The 17319-nt window shown below is 66.1% G+C and carries 7 protein-coding genes, 1 tRNA gene and 10 pseudogenes; 8 read left to right on the top strand and 10 right to left on the bottom strand.

The genetic code is table 11. The features are described from left to right. Positions 1 to 50: 50 nt before the first annotated feature. The 5 genes and pseudogenes from ACTTAG_RS12995 to fabI all read right to left on the bottom strand — a co-directional run. Positions 51 to 1167: pseudogene (locus ACTTAG_RS12995) on the bottom strand (beta-ketoacyl-ACP synthase III). Between the two features lie 54 nt (positions 1168 to 1221). Continuing rightward, positions 1222 to 2153 (bottom strand): annotated as a pseudogene (locus ACTTAG_RS12990) (2-hydroxyacid dehydrogenase). A 42-nt stretch (positions 2154 to 2195) separates the two neighbouring features. Further along, complete coding sequence (locus ACTTAG_RS12985) at positions 2196 to 2489, bottom strand: tRNA-binding protein (RefSeq protein WP_444462689.1); 294 nt, start codon at positions 2487 to 2489, stop codon at positions 2196 to 2198. Continuing rightward, positions 2486 to 3280: pseudogene (gene proC / locus ACTTAG_RS12980) on the bottom strand (pyrroline-5-carboxylate reductase). Before proC ends, ACTTAG_RS12985 begins: the two are co-directional and overlap by 4 nt. Next, positions 3260 to 4043: pseudogene (fabI, locus tag ACTTAG_RS12975) on the bottom strand (enoyl-ACP reductase FabI); the annotation flags it as partial. The pseudogenes proC and fabI, both read right to left, overlap by 21 nt. Positions 4044 to 4171: 128 nt before the next feature. Here fabI and pdxH point away from each other — a divergent pair. The 4 genes and pseudogenes from pdxH to ACTTAG_RS12955 all read left to right on the top strand — a co-directional run bounded on the left by pdxH (position 4172) and on the right by ACTTAG_RS12955 (position 6081). After that, entirely contained in the window at positions 4172 to 4792 is a 621-nt protein-coding gene (pdxH, locus tag ACTTAG_RS12970) for a pyridoxamine 5'-phosphate oxidase (RefSeq protein WP_444462688.1), read from the top strand. Positions 4793 to 4963: 171 nt separating this feature from the next. Next, positions 4964 to 5504: pseudogene (locus ACTTAG_RS12965) on the top strand (cold-shock protein). Continuing rightward, entirely contained in the window at positions 5423 to 5956 is a 534-nt protein-coding gene (locus tag ACTTAG_RS12960; protein ID WP_444462687.1) for a DUF192 domain-containing protein, read from the top strand. The pseudogene ACTTAG_RS12965 and the gene ACTTAG_RS12960 overlap by 82 nt, the downstream one beginning before the upstream one ends. 48 nt (positions 5957 to 6004) lie before the next feature. Then, positions 6005 to 6081 (top strand) — tRNA-Pro (locus ACTTAG_RS12955). 85 nt (positions 6082 to 6166) lie between these two features. Here the strand turns inward: ACTTAG_RS12955 and ACTTAG_RS12950 are convergent. Then, positions 6167 to 8290 (bottom strand): annotated as a pseudogene (locus tag ACTTAG_RS12950) (malate synthase G). 152 nt (positions 8291 to 8442) lie between these two features. Here ACTTAG_RS12950 and pepN point away from each other — a divergent pair. Together pepN and gatB are read left to right on the top strand one after the other, a co-directional pair. Then, positions 8443 to 10985 (top strand): annotated as a pseudogene (gene pepN / locus ACTTAG_RS12945) (aminopeptidase N). 172 nt (positions 10986 to 11157) lie between these two features. After that, positions 11158 to 12670 (top strand): annotated as a pseudogene (gatB, locus tag ACTTAG_RS12940) (Asp-tRNA(Asn)/Glu-tRNA(Gln) amidotransferase subunit GatB). Here gatB and ACTTAG_RS12935 read toward each other — a convergent pair. From ACTTAG_RS12935 to hemN, 3 genes are all read right to left on the bottom strand, one after another. Further along, on the bottom strand, positions 12600 to 13181 hold the full coding sequence (locus ACTTAG_RS12935) for a hypothetical protein (RefSeq protein ID WP_444462686.1): 582 nt from the start codon (positions 13179 to 13181) through the stop codon (positions 12600 to 12602). The pseudogene gatB and the gene ACTTAG_RS12935 overlap by 71 nt on opposite strands. Further along, positions 13150 to 13353 (bottom strand): hypothetical protein, encoded by a 204-nt coding sequence (locus ACTTAG_RS12930; protein ID WP_444462685.1) that lies wholly within the window; start codon positions 13351 to 13353, stop codon positions 13150 to 13152. Before ACTTAG_RS12930 ends, ACTTAG_RS12935 begins: the two co-directional genes overlap by 32 nt. A gap of 477 nt (positions 13354 to 13830) precedes the next feature. Continuing rightward, entirely contained in the window at positions 13831 to 15024 is a 1194-nt protein-coding gene (hemN, locus tag ACTTAG_RS12925; RefSeq protein ID WP_444462684.1) for an oxygen-independent coproporphyrinogen III oxidase, read from the bottom strand. A gap of 220 nt (positions 15025 to 15244) precedes the next feature. Here hemN and fnrL point away from each other — a divergent pair. Further along, positions 15245 to 15977 (top strand): annotated as a pseudogene (gene fnrL, locus ACTTAG_RS12920) (transcriptional regulator FnrL). Positions 15978 to 15988: 11 nt separating this feature from the next. Beyond that, positions 15989 to 16360 carry a DUF4087 domain-containing protein gene (locus ACTTAG_RS12915; protein ID WP_444462683.1) on the top strand — a complete coding sequence of 124 codons (372 nt, stop codon included), beginning with the start codon at positions 15989 to 15991 and terminating at the stop codon, positions 16358 to 16360. 70 nt (positions 16361 to 16430) lie between these two features. On the opposite strand, the pseudogene ACTTAG_RS12910 reads toward ACTTAG_RS12915, so the two are convergent. Continuing rightward, positions 16431 to 17202 (bottom strand): annotated as a pseudogene (locus ACTTAG_RS12910) (FadR/GntR family transcriptional regulator). Positions 17203 to 17319 lie beyond the last annotated feature (117 nt).

The raw sequence follows: 17319 nt of genomic DNA, 5'->3' as shown, positions 1-17319 counted from the left end.
ACGGGATATGGCGTTCCGTGGCGAAGGCGATGGCCTTCGCCAATCTTGTTTCAGAACCTTTCGACGATCACCGAGCCGACCGAATAGCCCGCCCCGAAGGAGCAGATCAGCCCGGTCTCGCCCGGTTTCAGGTCGTCCGAGAACCGGTCAAAGGCGATGATCGACCCTGCCGACGAGGTATTGGCGAATTCCTGCAAGATGTTGGGCTGTTCCCCGGGCGCCGGATCCCGCCCCAGCACCTTGCGGCCGATGAAATCGTTCATCGTCTTGTTCGCCTGATGCAGCCAGAGCCGCGTCAGATCGCTCGCCGCCACACCCTCGGCCTCAAGGTGATGCAGGATATGCGCCGAAACCAGCGGCAGCACTTCCTTGAAGACCTTGCGGCCCTCCTGCATGAATTGCATGTCGCGCCGGTCGGCCAGCCCATCGGGCCGGGTGCGGCGCAGAAATCCGTTGTTGTTGCGGATGTTGTTCGAAAACTCGGTCGCGCATTTCACGGAACGGATGGCGAAGCCCTGCGCCGCGTCCTCCTGCCGCTCGATCAGCACCGCCGTCGCCACATCGCCGAAGATGAAATGGCAATCGCGGTCGCGCCATTCCAGATGCCCCGAGGTGATTTCCGGGTTCACCACCAGCGCACGCCGCACCGAGCCCGCGCGGATCATGTCAGCCGCCGCCTGAATCCCGAACGTGGCCGAGGAACAGGCGACGTTCATGTCGAAGGCAAAGCCGGTCGCGCCCAGAAGCTGTTGAATTTCAATCGCAATGGCCGGATAGGCGCGTTCCATGTTCGAGGCGGCGCAGATCACCAGATCGACCTCGGCGCCCGTCCGCCCGGCTTTCGCCAGCGCCTTTTGACAGGCATCCACGGCCATTTCCGCCATGATCCCCGGTTCGTCGTCACTGCGTTGGCGCAGCGCCGGATACATCCGGTCCGTCCAGAACGCCCGTGCGATCCATCACATAGCGGTTCTCGATCCCCGAGGCTTTCAGGATGAACTCGGACGAGGAATGTTCGATCGGGCTCATCTCGCCTTCGGCGATCTGGTCCGAATGCGCGGCGTTGAACCGGTCGGCATAGGCGTTGAAGGCGGCGACAAGGTCATCGTTCGAAATCGCATCGGGCGGCACGAAGACGCCGGTTGCGGTGATGGCTGGCTGATACATGAAGGCTCCCCGGTCGGGGTCAAATTCTGCCGGGCCGCGGCTGTCGTCAAGCCTTCAAACGGGGTTTGGCAGCGGCGTGCCGTCACGGAAGGCGCGCAGATTTTCGACGGCCATCAGCCCCATCGCATCGCGGACCTCCTCGGTCGCGGTGCCCAGATGCGGCAGCAGCGTGACGTTTTCAAGCCCGATCAGGGCCGGGGACGAGCGGCTCGCGTTCATAGACATCAAGACCGGCGCCGCCGATCCGGCCCGCGGTCAGGGCCGCGATCAGCGCGGCTTCATCGACCACATCGCCGCGGGCGACATTGATCAGATGCGCGTGCGGGGGCATCAGCGCCAGTTCCGCCGCGCCGATCAGGTGCCGCGTTTCGGGCGTTGCGGGCACGGCCAGAACGACGAAATCCGATTGCGCCAGCAGATCGGGCAGGGGCAGGGGCTGGCGGGAAATCAAGCGCCTTCGGGCTGCGCGACGCATAGCTGACCGGCATGCCAAAGCCGAAATGGGCGCGTTTCGCGACCGCCTGACCGATCCGCCCCATGCCGATCACGCCCAGCCGCTTGCGTCACATGCGCGCCCAGCATCTGCGTGGGCGCCCAGCCGGTCCAGTGCCCCGCCCGCAGCATCCGCTCGCCTTCGGACGCGCGGCGTGCCGACATCAGCAACAGCGTCATCGCGATATCGGCCGTGGCATCGGTGACGGCGCCGGGGGTGTTCGTCACCAAAAGGCCCGCGGCCTTCGCCGCCGCCACGTCGATATGGTTCACGCCGACGCCGAAATTTGCCAAGAGTTTCGCGCGGATCGGGCCGGTGAAGGCCTCGGCCCGCAAGGCATCGCCCAAAGTCGGCAAGAGCGCGTCATAGGCGGCCAGCGCGTCCCGCGCCCGGGCAGGGGCATCGGCGTCAATGGTGCGAAATTCGGCATCGAATTCCGCGCGCAAGATCGCCGCGACCGGGGCGTCAGCGCCCGCGTGACCAGAACCCGCATCAGAACATCTTCCCGCCCAAGGGCACGTCCTGACCGGGCCGATCAGCACCACGGCGCCGGTTTCGTCGGGCAGGCCCAGCACCAGCGCCCGGAGCGGAACGGCCCGATCTGGCGCGGCGGGAAGTTGACGACGCCCAGAACCTGCCGCCCCATCAGCGTTTCCGGCGTGTAATGCACCGTCACCTGCGCCGAGGATTTCTTCACGCCCACCTCGGGGCCGTAATCGACCCAGAGCTTGAAGGCGGGTTTGCGCGCTTCGGGGAAGGGCTGCACGTCGATGATGCGGCCCACCCGGATATCGACCTTGGCGAAGTCGTCGTAGCTGATTTCGGTCATTGGCCCAGCTCCCGCCCGCGGTCGGCCGCGGCCTGACGGCGCGCTGCAACAGCCCCGGAAAGCCGGTTTCGGGGTCCATCAGATGGGCGAGCGCCGCCGCCGTCGTGCCGCCCGGCGAGGTGACGTTCACCCGCAGCTGCGCCGGGCTTTCCGCAGCGTCTTCCGCCAGTTGCCCGGCACCGCCCACGGTGGCCTTTGCCAGTTTCATCGCCAGATCCGCGGGCAGCCCTCGGCTCGGCGGCCGCGGCCAGCGCCTCGATCAGATGAAAGACGTAAGCGGGGCCCGAGCCCGAAACCGCCGTGACCGCATCCATCTGATGCTCGCCCTCGCCGCACCACCTGACCGACGGCAGCAAGAAGCCCTCGGCCAGATCCAGATGCGCGGGCTGGCCGTCGCATTGCCGCAGATTGCGGTGATGCCGCGGCCAATCGCGGCGGGCGTTCGGCATCGCCCGCACGAGCGTCGAAGCGCGCAGAATCGCTGCATATTTTGCCAAAGTCGTGCCCGCGGCGACGGTGACGAACAGCGTCCCGCCGCCGCCCATCGCCTGCAGGCCCGGCAGCGCCCGGCCATCATCTGCGGCTTCACCGCCAGAACCACGGCGGGCGCCGCGGAAGATCCCCGTTCAGCGCCACGCCCGAAGCCTTCAGCCAATCGCTTGGAAACGGTTCGACCACATGCACGGATGCGGGCGAAAGCCCTGCCGCAGCCAGCCCGACAGCAGCGCCGAGCCCATCTTGCCGCAGCCCAGAAGCACCAGCCCGCGGGCCTCGATATCGGAAAAATCCATCGCAATCCGATAGCCCGCATCGACATGCAGGTTCTCGCCCGTGGTGCCCGAACCGAGATCCGAGAGCAGGTAAAGCGCGGCCTTGCCCACCTCTTCCTGGGTCACGTTGCGGCGCAGCGGGCTGTTCAGTTCGTTCCACTTCATGATGTAGCGGAAATCGCCGATGCCGCTCGCCGCCAGCGTCTTGATCGGCCCGGCCGAGATCGCGTTGCAGCGGATGCCAAGCTTGCCCAGATCCTCGGCGATGTATTTCACCGAAGCTTCCAGCGCCGCCTTGGCCACGCCCATCACGTTGTAATGCGGCATCACCTGTTCGGCGCCGTAATAGGTCAGCGTCAGAAGCGAGCCGCCCGCAGGCATCATCGCGGCCGCGCGGGCGCAGACGGCGGTGAAGGAATAGACCGAAATGTCCATCGTCATGGTGAAGTTGCTGCGCGAGGTGTCGACATAACGGCCGCGCAGCTCGTTCTTGTCACTGAACCCGATGGCATGGACGACGAAATCCAGCGTCCCCCAGGCGTCCTTGAGACCCGCGAAAAGCGCATCCATGCTCTCTTCGTTCGCCACGTCGCATTCGAACAGAAGCGGCGTGCCAAGGCTGGCGGCCAGAGGCTCCACCCGCTTTTTCAGCGCCTCCCTGATAGGAAAACGCCAGTTCGGCGCCCGCATCGCCAAGCGCCTTGGCAATGCCCCAAGCGATCGACTTGTCGTTGGCAAGACCCATGATCAGGCCCCGTTTTCCCGCCATCAAGCCTGCCGTCATCTGGATTCTCCTGCTTGCCTCTGGAAAGTGCGCCAGCATTAGGCGAAGATCGGCAGCGCATCAAGGCGGGTTGACGTCGGGGCAGCGGCGCGTCGCATCCGGCTGGGAAGGCCGGGGAAGGAACCAACATGAGCGATCGCAACGGCATCTTCGCGGGCGAGGACCCGTTTGCCCTGGCGCAATCCTGGCTTGCCGAGGCCGAAAAGACCGAGATCAACGACCCCAACGCCATCGCGCTGGGCACCGTCGATGCCGAGGGGTTGCCCAATGTGCGCATGGTGCTGCTGAAGGAAATCGAGGCGCAGGACGCGCCCTCGGGCGGGGCCTTCGTCTTTTACACCAATTACGGGTCGGCGAAATCGGCCGAGATCGGCGCCACCGGCAAGGCCGCCTTCGTGATGCACTGGAAAAGCCTGCGCCGGCAGATCCGCGTGCGCGGTCTGGTCTCGCGCGAGGAGGGGGCGCAGGCGGATGCCTATTACGCCTCGCGCTCGCTCAAGTCGCGGCTGGGCGCCTGGGCCTCGCGGCAAAGCGAACCGCTTGCCTCGCGCACGGCGCTGATGGCCGAGGTGGCGAAGGTGACGGCGCTGCAGGGCACGCCCGCCCGGCCGCCCTTCTGGGGCGGTTTCCGCATCGTGCCGCTGGAAATCGAGTTCTGGGCCGATGGCGCCTTCCGGCTGCACGACCGCTTCCGCTGGCGCCGCGCCGCGCCCGATGCGGCATGGGAGATCACCCGGCTGAACCCCTGATCCTTACGCAGCGTCAGCCTGTTTTTTCGTCTAAAATTGCCTGCATTTCGCGCTTCGCCAATGGCATCCTGCCCAAAAAGACAAGCCAAATCAGCTTGAAACCGGTTGCGAACCTGTGACAACTGAGGGGCGGCGCAGTGGCGGACGTCCACAGTCCCGGCGCATCAGAAAATGGACGGCAGCGGATGGTTGACGAAGCGGGCGCGACGTGAAGTCGCGGGGCGGGTGAAGTGGTTTGACGCGGGCAAGGGGTTCGGGTTCATCCTCGATGGCGAGGGCGGGCCGGACATTCTGCTTCATGCCAATGTGCTGCGCAATTTCGGACAAAGTTCGGTGGCGGACAATGCCGGCATCCGGGTTCTGGTGCAGGCGACGCGCGCGGCGCGCAGGCGGTCGAGGTGCTCGATATCTCGCCGCCCGAGACCGACACCCGGCTGGCCCCGATTGAGGATCTGGGCGAGACCGACCCCGAGGTGATCGCGGCGCTGCCGCTGGAACCGGCGCGGGTGAAGTGGTTCGACAAGGGCAAGGGATTTGGCTTTGCAAATGTCTTCGGACGGCCCGAAGATGTGTTCATCCATGTCGAGGTGCGCCGCTCGGGCTTTGCCGATCTGGCGCCGGGAGAGCGGTATGTCTGCGGGTGATCGAGGGGCGGCGCGGCCGGATGGCGGCGCAGGTCACAAGCTGGGAAACGGCGCTGCGGGCGCGCTGATCCTGTGTCTCGGGCTGGCGGGGGTCCCCGCGCTGGCCGAGGATTGCAGCCGGGCGGCGTTCGACACCGCCCGCGCCACCGGCGGGGAGGCGGTGCTTTGCATCGCGCGGCCGGGCGGGGCGGTCCGGATTTCCGTTGAAATCGCCGATACCGAAGCCGAGCGGTCGCGCGGGCTGATGGGCCGCAGCCATCTGGCGCCCGGCAGCGGGATGGTCTTTGTCTATCCGACGCCGCGGGTGGTGGGGTTCTGGATGCATGACACGCCGTTGCCGCTTGACATGATCTTCATCGACGCGGCCGGGCGCATTCTGTCCATCCACGCGAATGCGCAGCCCTTTGACGAGACGCCGATCTGGTCGGGCGGGCCGGTGCAGCATGTGCTGGAGATTGCGGGCGGGCAGGCGGCGGCGCTGGGGCTGGCCCCCGGACAGCGCGTGGCACCGCTTGATTAGGCATTTCCCCTTTTCAGCGCTCTGCTGTGCCGCTATTGAAGGCGCCATCGGGGCGTAGCGCAGCCTGGTAGCGCGTCTGTTTTGGGTACAGAAGGTCGTGAGTTCGAATCTCGCCGCCCCGACCACTCCCATGATCCGGGTTCCGGTCCCGGGGCGCGTCCCCGGCGAAGGGGCGCCGCCCGAGGCCAGTCGTTCAGCCCTTGGCGGCCTTCACTGGGCGCGGCGCTGGTGCAGCACCGGTTCCGTATAGCCAGGACTGGATGCGGGCCAGAAACACCAGATCGCAGGCGGCCTGAAACGCCAGCCCGTCGAAATTCGGCGCCATCGGCTGATAGGCCGGATCGCCCGCATTCTGCCGATCGACCACCGCCGCCATCTTGCGAAAGGCCTTCATCACCTGCGGCTCGCCGACGATGCCGTGATGCAGCCAGTTCGCCAGCGCCTGAGAGCTGATCCGCAGCGTCGCGCGGTCTTCCATCAGGCCGACGTCATGAATGTCGGGCACCTTGGAACAGCCGATGCCTGATCGACCCAGCGCACCACAGCCCAGAATCCTGCGCGTTGTTCTCGATTTCCGCGGTGATCTCGGCCTCGGAATAGGTGCGCCCGACGGCCAGCGGGATCGTCAGCAGATCAAAGAGTCGCAGCGGCCGTTGCAGCTGTGCGATCTCGCGTTGGCGCGCCTTCACATCGACGCGGTGGTAATGCGTCGCGTGCAGCGTGGCCGCGGTGGGCGAGGGCACCCAGGCGCAATTCGCCCCGGCCATCGGATGGGCGATCTTCTGCGCCAGCATCTGCCCCATATTGTCCGGCGCGGCCCACATCCCCTTGCCGATCTGCGCCTTGCCCGGCAGGCCGAGCCGCAGGCCGATATCGACGTTGCGATCCTCGTAAGCGGAAATCCAGGGCTGCGATTTCATCTCGGCCTTGGTCACCATCGGCCCGGCTTCCATCGAGGTGAAGATCTCGTCCCCGGTCCGGTCAAGGAACCCCGAGTTGATGAAGGCAAGCCGATCCTTGGCGGCGCGGATGCATTCCTTGAGGTTCGCCGAGGTCCGGCGTTCCTCGTCCATGATGCCGAGCTTCACCGTATTGGCGGGCAGGCCCGGACTTCCTCGACATGGGCGAAGCTGGCGCAGGTGAAGGCGACTTCCTCGGGCCGTGCAGCTTCGGCTTGACCATAGACCGAGCCGGTGGTGGAATTGGCGCCGCGCTTCAGATCATGCAGCGCGCAAAGCGTGGTGATCATCGCATCCATCAGCCCCTCGGGCGCCTCGGCGCCGCTGCGGGTCAGGATCGCGGGGGTGGTCATCAGCGGCCCGACATTGCGCACGAGCATCAGCGCCCGGCCCTTGAGTGTGACGTGGCCCCCCTCGGGCGCGGTGAAGGTCAGATCGGGGGCAAGGGCGCGGGTGAAACTGCGGCTGCCCTTCGTCACCGTTTCCGTCAGATCGCCGCGCATCAAGCCCAGCCAGTTGCGATAGGCCAGAACCTTGTCGGCGGCATCGACGGTGGCCACCGAATCCTCGCAATCCATGATCGAGGACAGCGCCGATTCCAGCACCAGATCGGCCAGCCCCAGCGGATCGGTGGCGCCGATCGGATGGGCGCGGTCGAGCTTCAGGATCAGATGCAAGCCGTTGTTGCGCAACAAGATCTCGGTGGGTGCCTCGGCCGCGCCGCGAAAGCCCGCGAATTGCGCGGGGTCTTTCAGCCCGGTTTCTCGCCCGCGACCTCGGCGAAAAGCCCGCCGTCTTGCAGCCAAAGCCGCGTCGCCTGCGCCCAGGGCCCGGCGACAAGCGGGCAGGCGGCATCGAGGAACTCCTTCGCCCAAGCGATCACCTTCGCGCCGCGGACGGGGTCGTAACCGGGCGCCATGGGCGGCGCTCCCAAAGCATCGGTGCCGTAAAGCGCGTCATAAAGGCTGCCCCAACGCGCATTCGCGGCATTGAGCGCATAGCGCGCATTGGTGATCGGCACGACCAGCTGCGGGCCGCAGACCTGGGCGATCTCGGGATCGGTCGGGCCGGTTTCGATGCTGAAATCGGCGCCCTCGGGGACCAGATAGCCGATTTCCTCCAGAAAGGCGCGATAGGCGGTGGCGTCATGGCCCTGACTGCGGTGGTGCAGGTGCCAGGCGTCGATCTGCGCCTGCAGCTGGTCGCGCTTGTCCAGCAGCGCCCGGTTTTGCGGCCCGAAATCGTGGATCAGTGCCGAAAACCCCGCCCAGAATCGCGCCGGATCGACCCCCGTCCCGGGCAGCGCCTGCGTTTCGATGAAGGCCGCCAGTTCGGCCGCAACCTGCAGCCCCTCGCGTTCCACGCGTTCCGTCATCGGCTCCTCCCAAGCTTTGGCCGGTATCTTGGCCCTGATGCCGCCCCTGTCCAGCGAAAATCGCATCGGCCCCGGCACTCGGCGATGCCTTGCCGGGGCGGAAGCGCCTAGCTTGCACGAAAGCCCAGTGCAAGCCCAGCGTGAGGAAAGTCATGGACGGCGTCACCCTTTTGTCGGATTACAATCCCTATCCCTTTGAGATCGCGTCCGTTTCTTTGATCTTCCGGCTGGATCCGGCGGCCACCCGTGTCCTTGCGACGCTGGAGGTGACGCCACGGCAGCCGGGTGCCGACATGGTGTTGCAGGGCGAAGATCTGCGGCTGATCTCACTTTCCCTTGACGGGCGGGCGCTGGCCCCGGGCGACTATCATCTGGACGAAACGGGGCTCATCCTGCCCGCCGCCGTGCTGCCCGCAGGCCCGTTCCGGCTGCAAACCGAGGTCGAGATCGCCCCCGCCGCGAATACCGCGCTCGAGGGGCTTTACATGTCGAACGGCCTTTATTGCACCCAATGCGAGGCCGAGGGTTCCGCCACATCACCTTTATCCCGACCGCCCCGATGTGATGAGCCGCTTTCATGTCCGCATCGAGTCGGACCTGCCGGTGCTTTTGTCGAACGGCAACCCCGTCGGGCAAGGGCCGGGCTGGGCGGAATGGGACGATCCCTGGCCAAAGCCCGCTTATCTGTTCGCGCTGGTGGCGGGGGATCTGCGCGCGAACTCGGGCAGCTTCACCACGCGCTCGGGGCGCAAGGTCGATCTGAACATCTGGGTGCGCCCGGGCGATGAAACGCGCTGCGATTTCGCGCTGGGGGCGCTCGCGCGCTCGATGGCATGGGACGAGGAGGCTTACGGGCGCGAATATGATCTGGATCTCTTCAACATCGTCGCGGTCGATGATTTCAACATGGGGGCGATGGAAAACAAGGGGTTGAACATCTTCAACTCGAAGCTGGTCCTGGCAAGCCCCGAAACCGCGACCGACACCGATTACGAACGCATCGAGGCAGTGATCGCGCATGAATATTTCCACAACTGGACCGGCAACCGCATCACCTGCCGCGACTGGTTCCAGCTGTGCCTGAAGGAAGGCCTGACGGTCTATCGCGACCAAAGCTTCACCCGCGACGTGCGGCTGGGCGGGCTGAAGCGGATCGAGGATGTGGCGGCCCTGCGCGCGCGCCAGTTCCGCGAGGATGCGGGGCCGCTTGCCCATCCGCCGCGGCCCGACCGCTACAAGGAAATCAACAACTTCTACACCGCGACCGTCTATGAAAGGGCGCCGAGGTGGTGGGCATGCTGGCGACGCTGCTGGGCCCAGAGGGCTACCGGGCGGCGCTCGATCTCTATTTCGAGCGCCACGACGGGCAGGCCTGCACGATCGAGGACTGGATCAGGGTTTTCGAGGATACCTCGGGGCGCGATCTGAGCCAGTTCAAGCTCTGGTATACCCAGGCGGGCACGCCGAAACTGACGGTCAGCGAGGCTTACGAGAACGGCACCTATACGCTGGACGTCCGCCAGACGACCCCGCCCACCCCGGGCGAGACGGAAAAGCCGCCGCGCCACATTCCGCTGGCGGTGGGGCTTCTGTCGCCCAATGGCGACGAGGTGGTGCCGACGACGGTGCTGGAACTGACCGCGGCGCGGCAAAGCTTCCGCTTCGAGGGGCTGTCGGCGCGGCCGGTGCCCTCGCTCCTGCGCGGCTTTTCGGCGCCGGTGATCCTGGAACGGGCGACGACGCCCGCGGAACAGGCGTTCCTGCTGGCCCATGACACCGACCCCTTCAACCGCTGGGAGGCCGGGCGGACGCTGGCGCGCCAGACCTTGATGGCGATGGCGCGCGGCGAGGGGGCGCAGCTTGATTACCTCGATGCGGTGGGGCGGCTGATTGCGGATGAAGAGGCCGATCCGGGCTTCCGCGCCGCCTGCCTGCGCCTGCCGGGCGAGGACGAGATCGCCGCGGCGCTTTTTGCGCAGGGCGACACCCCCGACCCCGAGGCGATCCGGGGCGGGCGGCGCAAGCTGATGAAGATGCTCGCCACCCGTCACGGCGCGGCGCTGAGCCGGGTCTATGACAGCTGCGCGGTCGCGTGCCCCTACAGCCCCGACGCGGGGCCGCCGGGCGCCGTGCGCTGCGGCTGGCCACGCTGGCGTTGCTCACGACCGAGGATGGCGGCGCCCGGGCGGCGGCGCTGTTTGCCGAGGCCACGAACATGACCGAAAGCATCGGCGCGCTGAATGCGCTGGTGGCCGAGGGCAAGGGGCAGGGGCAACTGGCGGCTTTCGCCGCGCGCTGGGCCGCCGATCCGCTGGTGATGGACAAATGGCGCATGGCGCAGGGGGCGCTGACCCCGCCCGAGACGGCGGCGGAAACCGTGGCCCGGCTGGCGGCGTCCCCCGCGTTCGACTGGAAGAACCCGAACCGCTTCCGCAGCCTGCTGGGGGGCTTTGCCGCGAACCATGCGGGCTTTCACCGCGTCGACGGCGCGGGCTATGCGCTTTACGCCGACTGGCTGATCCGGCTCGATCCGCTCAACCCGCAGACCGCGGCGCGGATGTCGACCGCGTTTGAGACCTGGCGGCGCTATGATGCCGCCCGGCAGCGCCACGCGAAAGCCGCGCTTGACCGGATTGCTGCCACCCCCGGCCTCAGCCGCGACCTTGGCGAGATGGTCGGGCGGCTTGCAGGCTGAGCGCGCCGGGGCGCTGCCCCGGACCCCGGCGTATTTGCACCAAGAAAAAACACATCGGCTTTTTCTTGGATCAAATACGCTCTTTCGACCTCAGACCCGTCGCGCGGGCGGGCCATCTTGCCCCGCGCCGCGCCCTGCCCTAGAAGGGCTCTGCCGAGAAAGGGAACCCGCAATGCTTGACCACCTTGCCTTCACCGCCCCCGAACCGAAAGTCATTGCCGGCGCGAAAAGCGACTGGGAGCTGGTGATCGGGATGGAGGTGCACGCGCAGGTGGCCTCGAACGCGAAACTGTTCTCGGGCGCCTCGACCGCGTTCGGCAATGAACCGAATGCCAACGTCGCTTTCGTGGACGCCGCGATGCCGGGCATGTTGCCGGTGATCAACGAGTTCTGCGTCGCGCAGGCGGTGCGCACGGGGCTCGCGCTGAAGGCCGGGATCAACCTGCGCTCGGCCTTTGACCGCAAGAACTACTTCTACCCCGACCTGCCGCAGGGCTATCAGATTTCGCAGCTTTACCACCCGATCGTGGGCGAGGGCGAGATCATCGTCGACATGGGCCCGGGTGTGGCGCGCAAGGTGCGGATCGAGCGGATTCACCGGAACAGGACGCGGGCAAGTCGATCCATGACATGGACCCGACCATGTCCTTTGTCGATTTCAACCGCACCGGTGTGGCGCTGATGGAAATCGTCAGCCGCCCCGACATTCGTGGCCCGGAAGAAGCCGCCGCCTATATCGCGAAGCTGCGGCAGATCCTGCGCTATATCGGCACCTGCGACGGCAACATGCAAAACGGCAACCTGCGCGCCGATGTGAACGTGTCGGTCTGCCGCCCGGGCAATACGAGAAATATCAGGCGACGCAGGACTTCAGCCATCTGGGCACGCGCTGCGAGATCAAGAACATGAACTCGATGCGCTTCATCCAGCAAGCCATTGATTACGAAGCCCGCCGCCAGATTGCGATTCTGGAAGATGGCGGGTCGATCGTGCAGGAAACCCGGCTTTACGATCCGGACAAGGGCGAGACCCGCTCGATGCGCTCCAAGGAAGAGGCGCATGATTACCGCTATTTCCTGCCCGGACCTGCTGCCTTTGGAAATCGAACAAGCTTGGGTCGATGACATCGGCGCCACCATGCCGGAACTGCCGGATGAAAAGAAGGCCCGCTTTGTCAAGGATCTGGGGCTGTCGGAATATGACGCCTCGGTGCTGACGGCGGAAGTGGCGGATGCCGAATATTTCGAAGCCGTGGTGACTGTGGCCGAAGATGGCAAGCTGGCCGCGAACTGGGTGATCAACGAGCTCTTCGGCCGTCTGAAGAAGGAAGGCCACGAGATCGGCCAGAGCCCGGTCAGCCCGGCGCAGCTGGGGGGGATCATCAAGCTGATCCGCTCGGGCGAGATTTCGGGCAAGATTGCCAAGGATCTCTTCGAGATCGTCTATACCGAGGGCGGCGATCCGGCCGCGATCGTCGAGGCGCGCGGCATGAAGCAGGTGACGGACCTCGGCGCGATCGAGGCGGCGGTCGATGAGATCATCGCCGCGAACCCGGCGCAGGTGGAAAGGCCAAGGCCAATCCGAAGCTGGCGGGCTGGTTCGTCGGGCAGGTGATCAAGGCGTCTGGCGGCAAGGCCAACCCCGCCGCGGTGAACGAGATCGTGGCGAAGAAGCTCGGGCTTTAAGCGCGCAAGGCGCCCGCGGGCGCCGCTTTCCGCTGCCCCGCCTGCGCAAAGGGGTCAGAGGTCTTCGGGCCGCGGCGCACTTTTGCGGCGCAAGCGGCGGCCCAGCGCCCTTGCCCCGCCGCCGACCCGGGTGCCGATCCCGAAACCGCTGCCGCGCCCGCGCCGATCCCCGCAACCGCCGCCGCCGCCCCTGTCCAAGGCGCTGCGCGATCTGCCCGGTCGTGCGCCGCAGCGAGGGCTCGGTCTCAAGGCGCAAGATCCGGTCGATCTCTGCCAGCGCCTGATCCTCGGTCACGTCCATCCGGCCCTCGACCTGCACGATCTCGCGCAGCATCGCCAGAATGTCCTCCCGGATCGCCTGGGCGTTGCAATCCTCGTTTTCGCGCAGGAAGCGGCCCAGAACCGCCGCCGCCTCGGGCAGGGCGATCCGCTGCGCATGCCCGGCAATCAGCCGGACCGCCTTTTCCGCATAGGGCGGATCAATGCCCCAGTCCGACACGAACCGCGCCACGATCCTGTCGCGCTTGGCGGGGGGGCAGCCTGCCCTCCACCTCGGCCAGCTTCACCGCCAGCGTGCCGATCAGATCGACCAGCGTCGCGCCCAGCAGGTCGATGGGGGTGTTGATGAAGGCGGGCACCTTGGCCACCCGCTTGTCGCCATATTGCCCCACCAGCCGCAGCACGCCGTAATAAGCCCCCCGCCGAGGCGACCCCGGCCGCGATCACCCAGCCGATCGGCGTGGCCGCGCCAAAGCCGAGCAAAGCCGCAAGGCCCGAGGGCAGAAAGGCGGCCAGCCCCGAGGGGGCAAAGAAGGCCGCGGCCACCACCGGCAGTTTCGCCGCCGCCGCCCCGGTCGCCGCGACCCCGCCCAGATCCCACAGCTTTTGCAGCGCCTTGCCGTAGCGGATCGCGCGATAGGCATCCTCGCCGATGCCCAGCCGCAGCCGGAACCGCAGATCGTCACCGACGACGCGCTCCAGCCCGGCAAAGTCTCTGGCTTCGTCCCTTTCGCCTGTCATCGCGCCCCGCGTGCTGCCCCCGGTTCGGAATTTAGGGACGCCGTCGGGGGCTTTCAACGGCTTCGGGGCCGAGGAGGGGGCGCAAAGAAATGGGCGCCTTGCGGCGCCCAGTCTGCCCTTCCCTTGTTATGGAAGTGCTCTCAGATCGCCGAGCTGTGCCCGGCTTTCGAGAGGTCATAGGCATCGAAGTGACGCGCGATCATCCGCGTCAGCGGGCGGCCCTGTTCGGGGATTTCCAGCCCCGCTTCGGTCACCACCACCATGTCTTCGAATTTCGCAACGCAAGCGGCGAATTCGGCATCGAGAACCGCCGGATCGGCGCCCCATTGGTCGACAAGTTCCGCCTTGTCGGCCTTGAAGTCGCACATCAGCATCTCGATCAGACGGCCGCGCATCAGGTCTTCCTTCGAGAAGACAAAGCCGCGGTGGGTCGAGAACTTGCCCTCGCGGATCGCCGCCGTATAGGTGCCGGTCGGGCTTTCGTTCTGCGCAAAGCCCTGCGGGAAGCGCGAGATCGACGAGGCGCCGAGCCCCACCAGCGCTTCCGCCTGATCGTCGGTATAGCCCTGGAAGTTGCGGCGCAGCTTGCCCGCCTTGAGCGCGGTGGCCAGCCCGTCATGCGGCAGTGCGAAGTGGTCGATGCCGATCACGTCATAGCCCGCCTTGGTGAAAAGCTCGCGCGAGAGGTGGAACAGCGCCAGCCGCTCGGGCGGCGTGGGCAGGTTTTCCGCCGGAATGAGCGATTGCCGACGCGACATCCACGGCACATGGGCATAGCCGTAGAAAGCGACGCGGTCGGGTTTCAGCGACAGCACCTTTTCGACGCTCTCGGTCATCTTTTCCGGCGTCTGATGCGGCAGGCCGTAAAGGATGTCGGCGTTCAGGCTGTTGATGCCGCGGTCGCGGATCATGTCGACGACCATCTTCGTCACTTCGAAGGTTTGCTCGCGGCCGATCACCGACTGGATGAAGGGGTCAAAATCCTGAATCCCGACCGAGGCCCGGTTCATCCCCGATTGCGCCAGCGCATCCATGCGTTCGTCGTCGATCTCGTTCGGGTCGATCTCGACCGAGAATTCGCCATTCTCGCCCAGCGGCACGGCTTCGAACACCGCCGCGGCGATGGCGCGCATCGAGTCCGCCGGAAGCAGCGTCGCGGTGCCGCCGCCCCAATGCAGCCGCGACAGCTTCACGCCCGGGGCAAGGTGCGATTTCAGCATCGCAACTTCCTTGATCAGCGTCTCGGCATAGGTCTTCACCGGCGCATCGGTCTGCGTGCCCTGGGTGCGGCAGGCGCAGAACCAGCACAGGCGCCGACAGAAGGGCACATGCATGTAAAGGGGAAATCGACGCCCCCGCCGGAATCGCCTCGATCCACTCGATGAACTGCGAGGGGCCGATATCCTTGGAGAAATGGGGTGCAGTCGGGTAGCTGGTGTAGCGGGGCACCTTGGCATCGAAGAGTCCGAGCCGGGCGAGTTGCGATTCATGTTTCATGGGCGTATTGTATCCTTCACGACGCGAACAAAGTATTGTCCCAGATCAAGCAAGGCAATGTCTCACGACGACGCTCATCCCGTCTCGCTTCAGTGCGGAGACTGCCCGATCAGGCACCGGGCCGTCTGCGCAAGATGCGAGTTCCGAACTCGATGAACTCGAGGTGGCGAAGTATTACCGGAGCTTCGAAGCGGGTCAGACGGTGATCTGGTCGGGCGACAAGATGGACTTCGTGGCCTCGGTCGTGTCGGGCATCGCAACCCTGACCCAGACCCTGGAAGACGGCCGCACGCAGATGGTTGGTCTCCTCTTACCCTCTGATTTCGTTGGAAGACTGGCCGCGACCGCGCCGCTTACAACGTCACGGCGACGACCGATATCCTGATGTGCTGCTTCCGCCGCAAGCCCTTCGAGGAGATGATGGAGCGCACGCCGCATATCGCGCAGCGGCTGTTGCAGATGACCCTGGACGAGCTGGACGCCGCCCGCGAATGGATGCTTTTGCTCGGTCGCAAGACCGCGCGCGAGAAGATCGCCTCGCTTCTGTCGATCGTCGCGCGCCGCGATGCGTCGATTCGTCACCGCAAGATGCGCGGCCGTCTGACCTTCGATCTGCCGCTCACGCGCGAGGCGATGGCGGATTATCTCGGCCTCACGCTCGAAACCGTCAGCCGGCAGATGTCGGCGCTCAAACGCGACGGGGTGATCGAGCTGGAGGAAACGTCACGTCACGGTGCCCGACATGGATCGGCTGCTGATCGAGGCGGGCGATGACAGTGACGGGGATTGATTGCGTAACATATGTGCGCTGGCCGTCGCCTTCGGACTGCTGGCCGGGGCGGCCGTTGCCGAAGCCCGGTCGGAAACCCGCTGCGGCTGGTTCGCCAATCCGACCCCGGGAATTTCTATCTGGTCGATGCCGATGCGAATTGGTGGTTCGCCTCGCAGGGCTCGCTGGAGGTCGGCGGCTGGGAAGAGCTTGACTGGTCAGAGGCCGAATTCGGCGACGAATGGGTCGCGACGAACGGATATTATGGCTATGGCTGCGCCTGTGCCGCGGGCGACTATGGCCGCGCCGCCGAGGGCGAGGTGCTGTCGATCGCCAGCCTGAAGGCGCTGCCGCTGGCCAAATGCGAGGCCGATCCGGCCCTGCCGCCGCCGCCGCGGGACTGACCCCGCGAAGGGGCCGGGCCCCGGATGCCGAGCCCCGGATACGGTGGGCTCCAGACCGGGCGGCCCCTGCTTACGGCGCTTTCGCGCTTTGATGGCTCAACCGCAGCCGGGCCAGCGCCTCGTGGCGTTCGGCCTTGCGCAATTCGGTCAGCGCCACTTCCACGAAATCCATATGCGCCGCCACCGCCGCCCGCGCCGCCGCCCCGTCCCGCGCCTGAATCGCCGCGTTGATCGCCCGGTGCTGCTCCAGCAGCGCCTCGCGCGTCGAACGGTTGCGGAACATGATCTGGCGGTTGTAGAAAACGCCTTCCGACAAAGGTCGAACATCGCCCGCATCATGTGCAGCATGATGATATTGTGACTCGCCTCGACGATCGCCATGTGGAATTGCGCATCCAGCGTCGCCTCGTCGGCCGGGTTGCGCTTGGCATGCGCCGCCTCCATCCGCGTCAGGATGGTGTCGATCACCTTCAGATCAGTGTCCGAGCCCAGCTTCGCCGCCCGTTCCGCCGCCATCCCCTCAAGGTCGCGCCGGAAGGCGAGATAGTCGAAAACCGCCTGATCGTTGCGGGCGAAAAGCCGGATCAACGCGGGCGAAAGGCCGAGCCCAGCACCTCGGCGACGAAGATCCCCGATCCCGCGCGGGTGGTCAGCAGGCCTTCCTGTTGCAACTCGGCCACGGCTTCGCGCAGGCTGGGCCGCGACACCGCAAGGCGTTCGGACAATTCGCGTTCCGACGGCAGCCGTTCGCCCGGACGCAGCACGCCCTCGACGATCAGATTCTCGATCTGACGCACCACGGCCGAGGCAAGTTTCTCGGATTCGATCTTCTGGAATGGCATTTCTCTCTCCCGTGGTCAGAAACTATGACCAATGGAAAAGTCCGGCAATCTCAAAAGCAAAGGCTGGCTCAAAAGCAAAGGCCGGGCGCGGGGCCCGGCCTTTTTGGCACTGTGGTC

The sequence above is a fragment of the Rhodobacter capsulatus genome (assembly GCF_052363185.1).
In the GTDB taxonomy this organism is placed as follows: domain Bacteria; phylum Pseudomonadota; class Alphaproteobacteria; order Rhodobacterales; family Rhodobacteraceae; genus Rhodobacter; species Rhodobacter capsulatus_E.
Note: the sequence above shows the minus strand (reverse complement) of the source record. Positions and strands in the feature narration are given on the sequence as shown.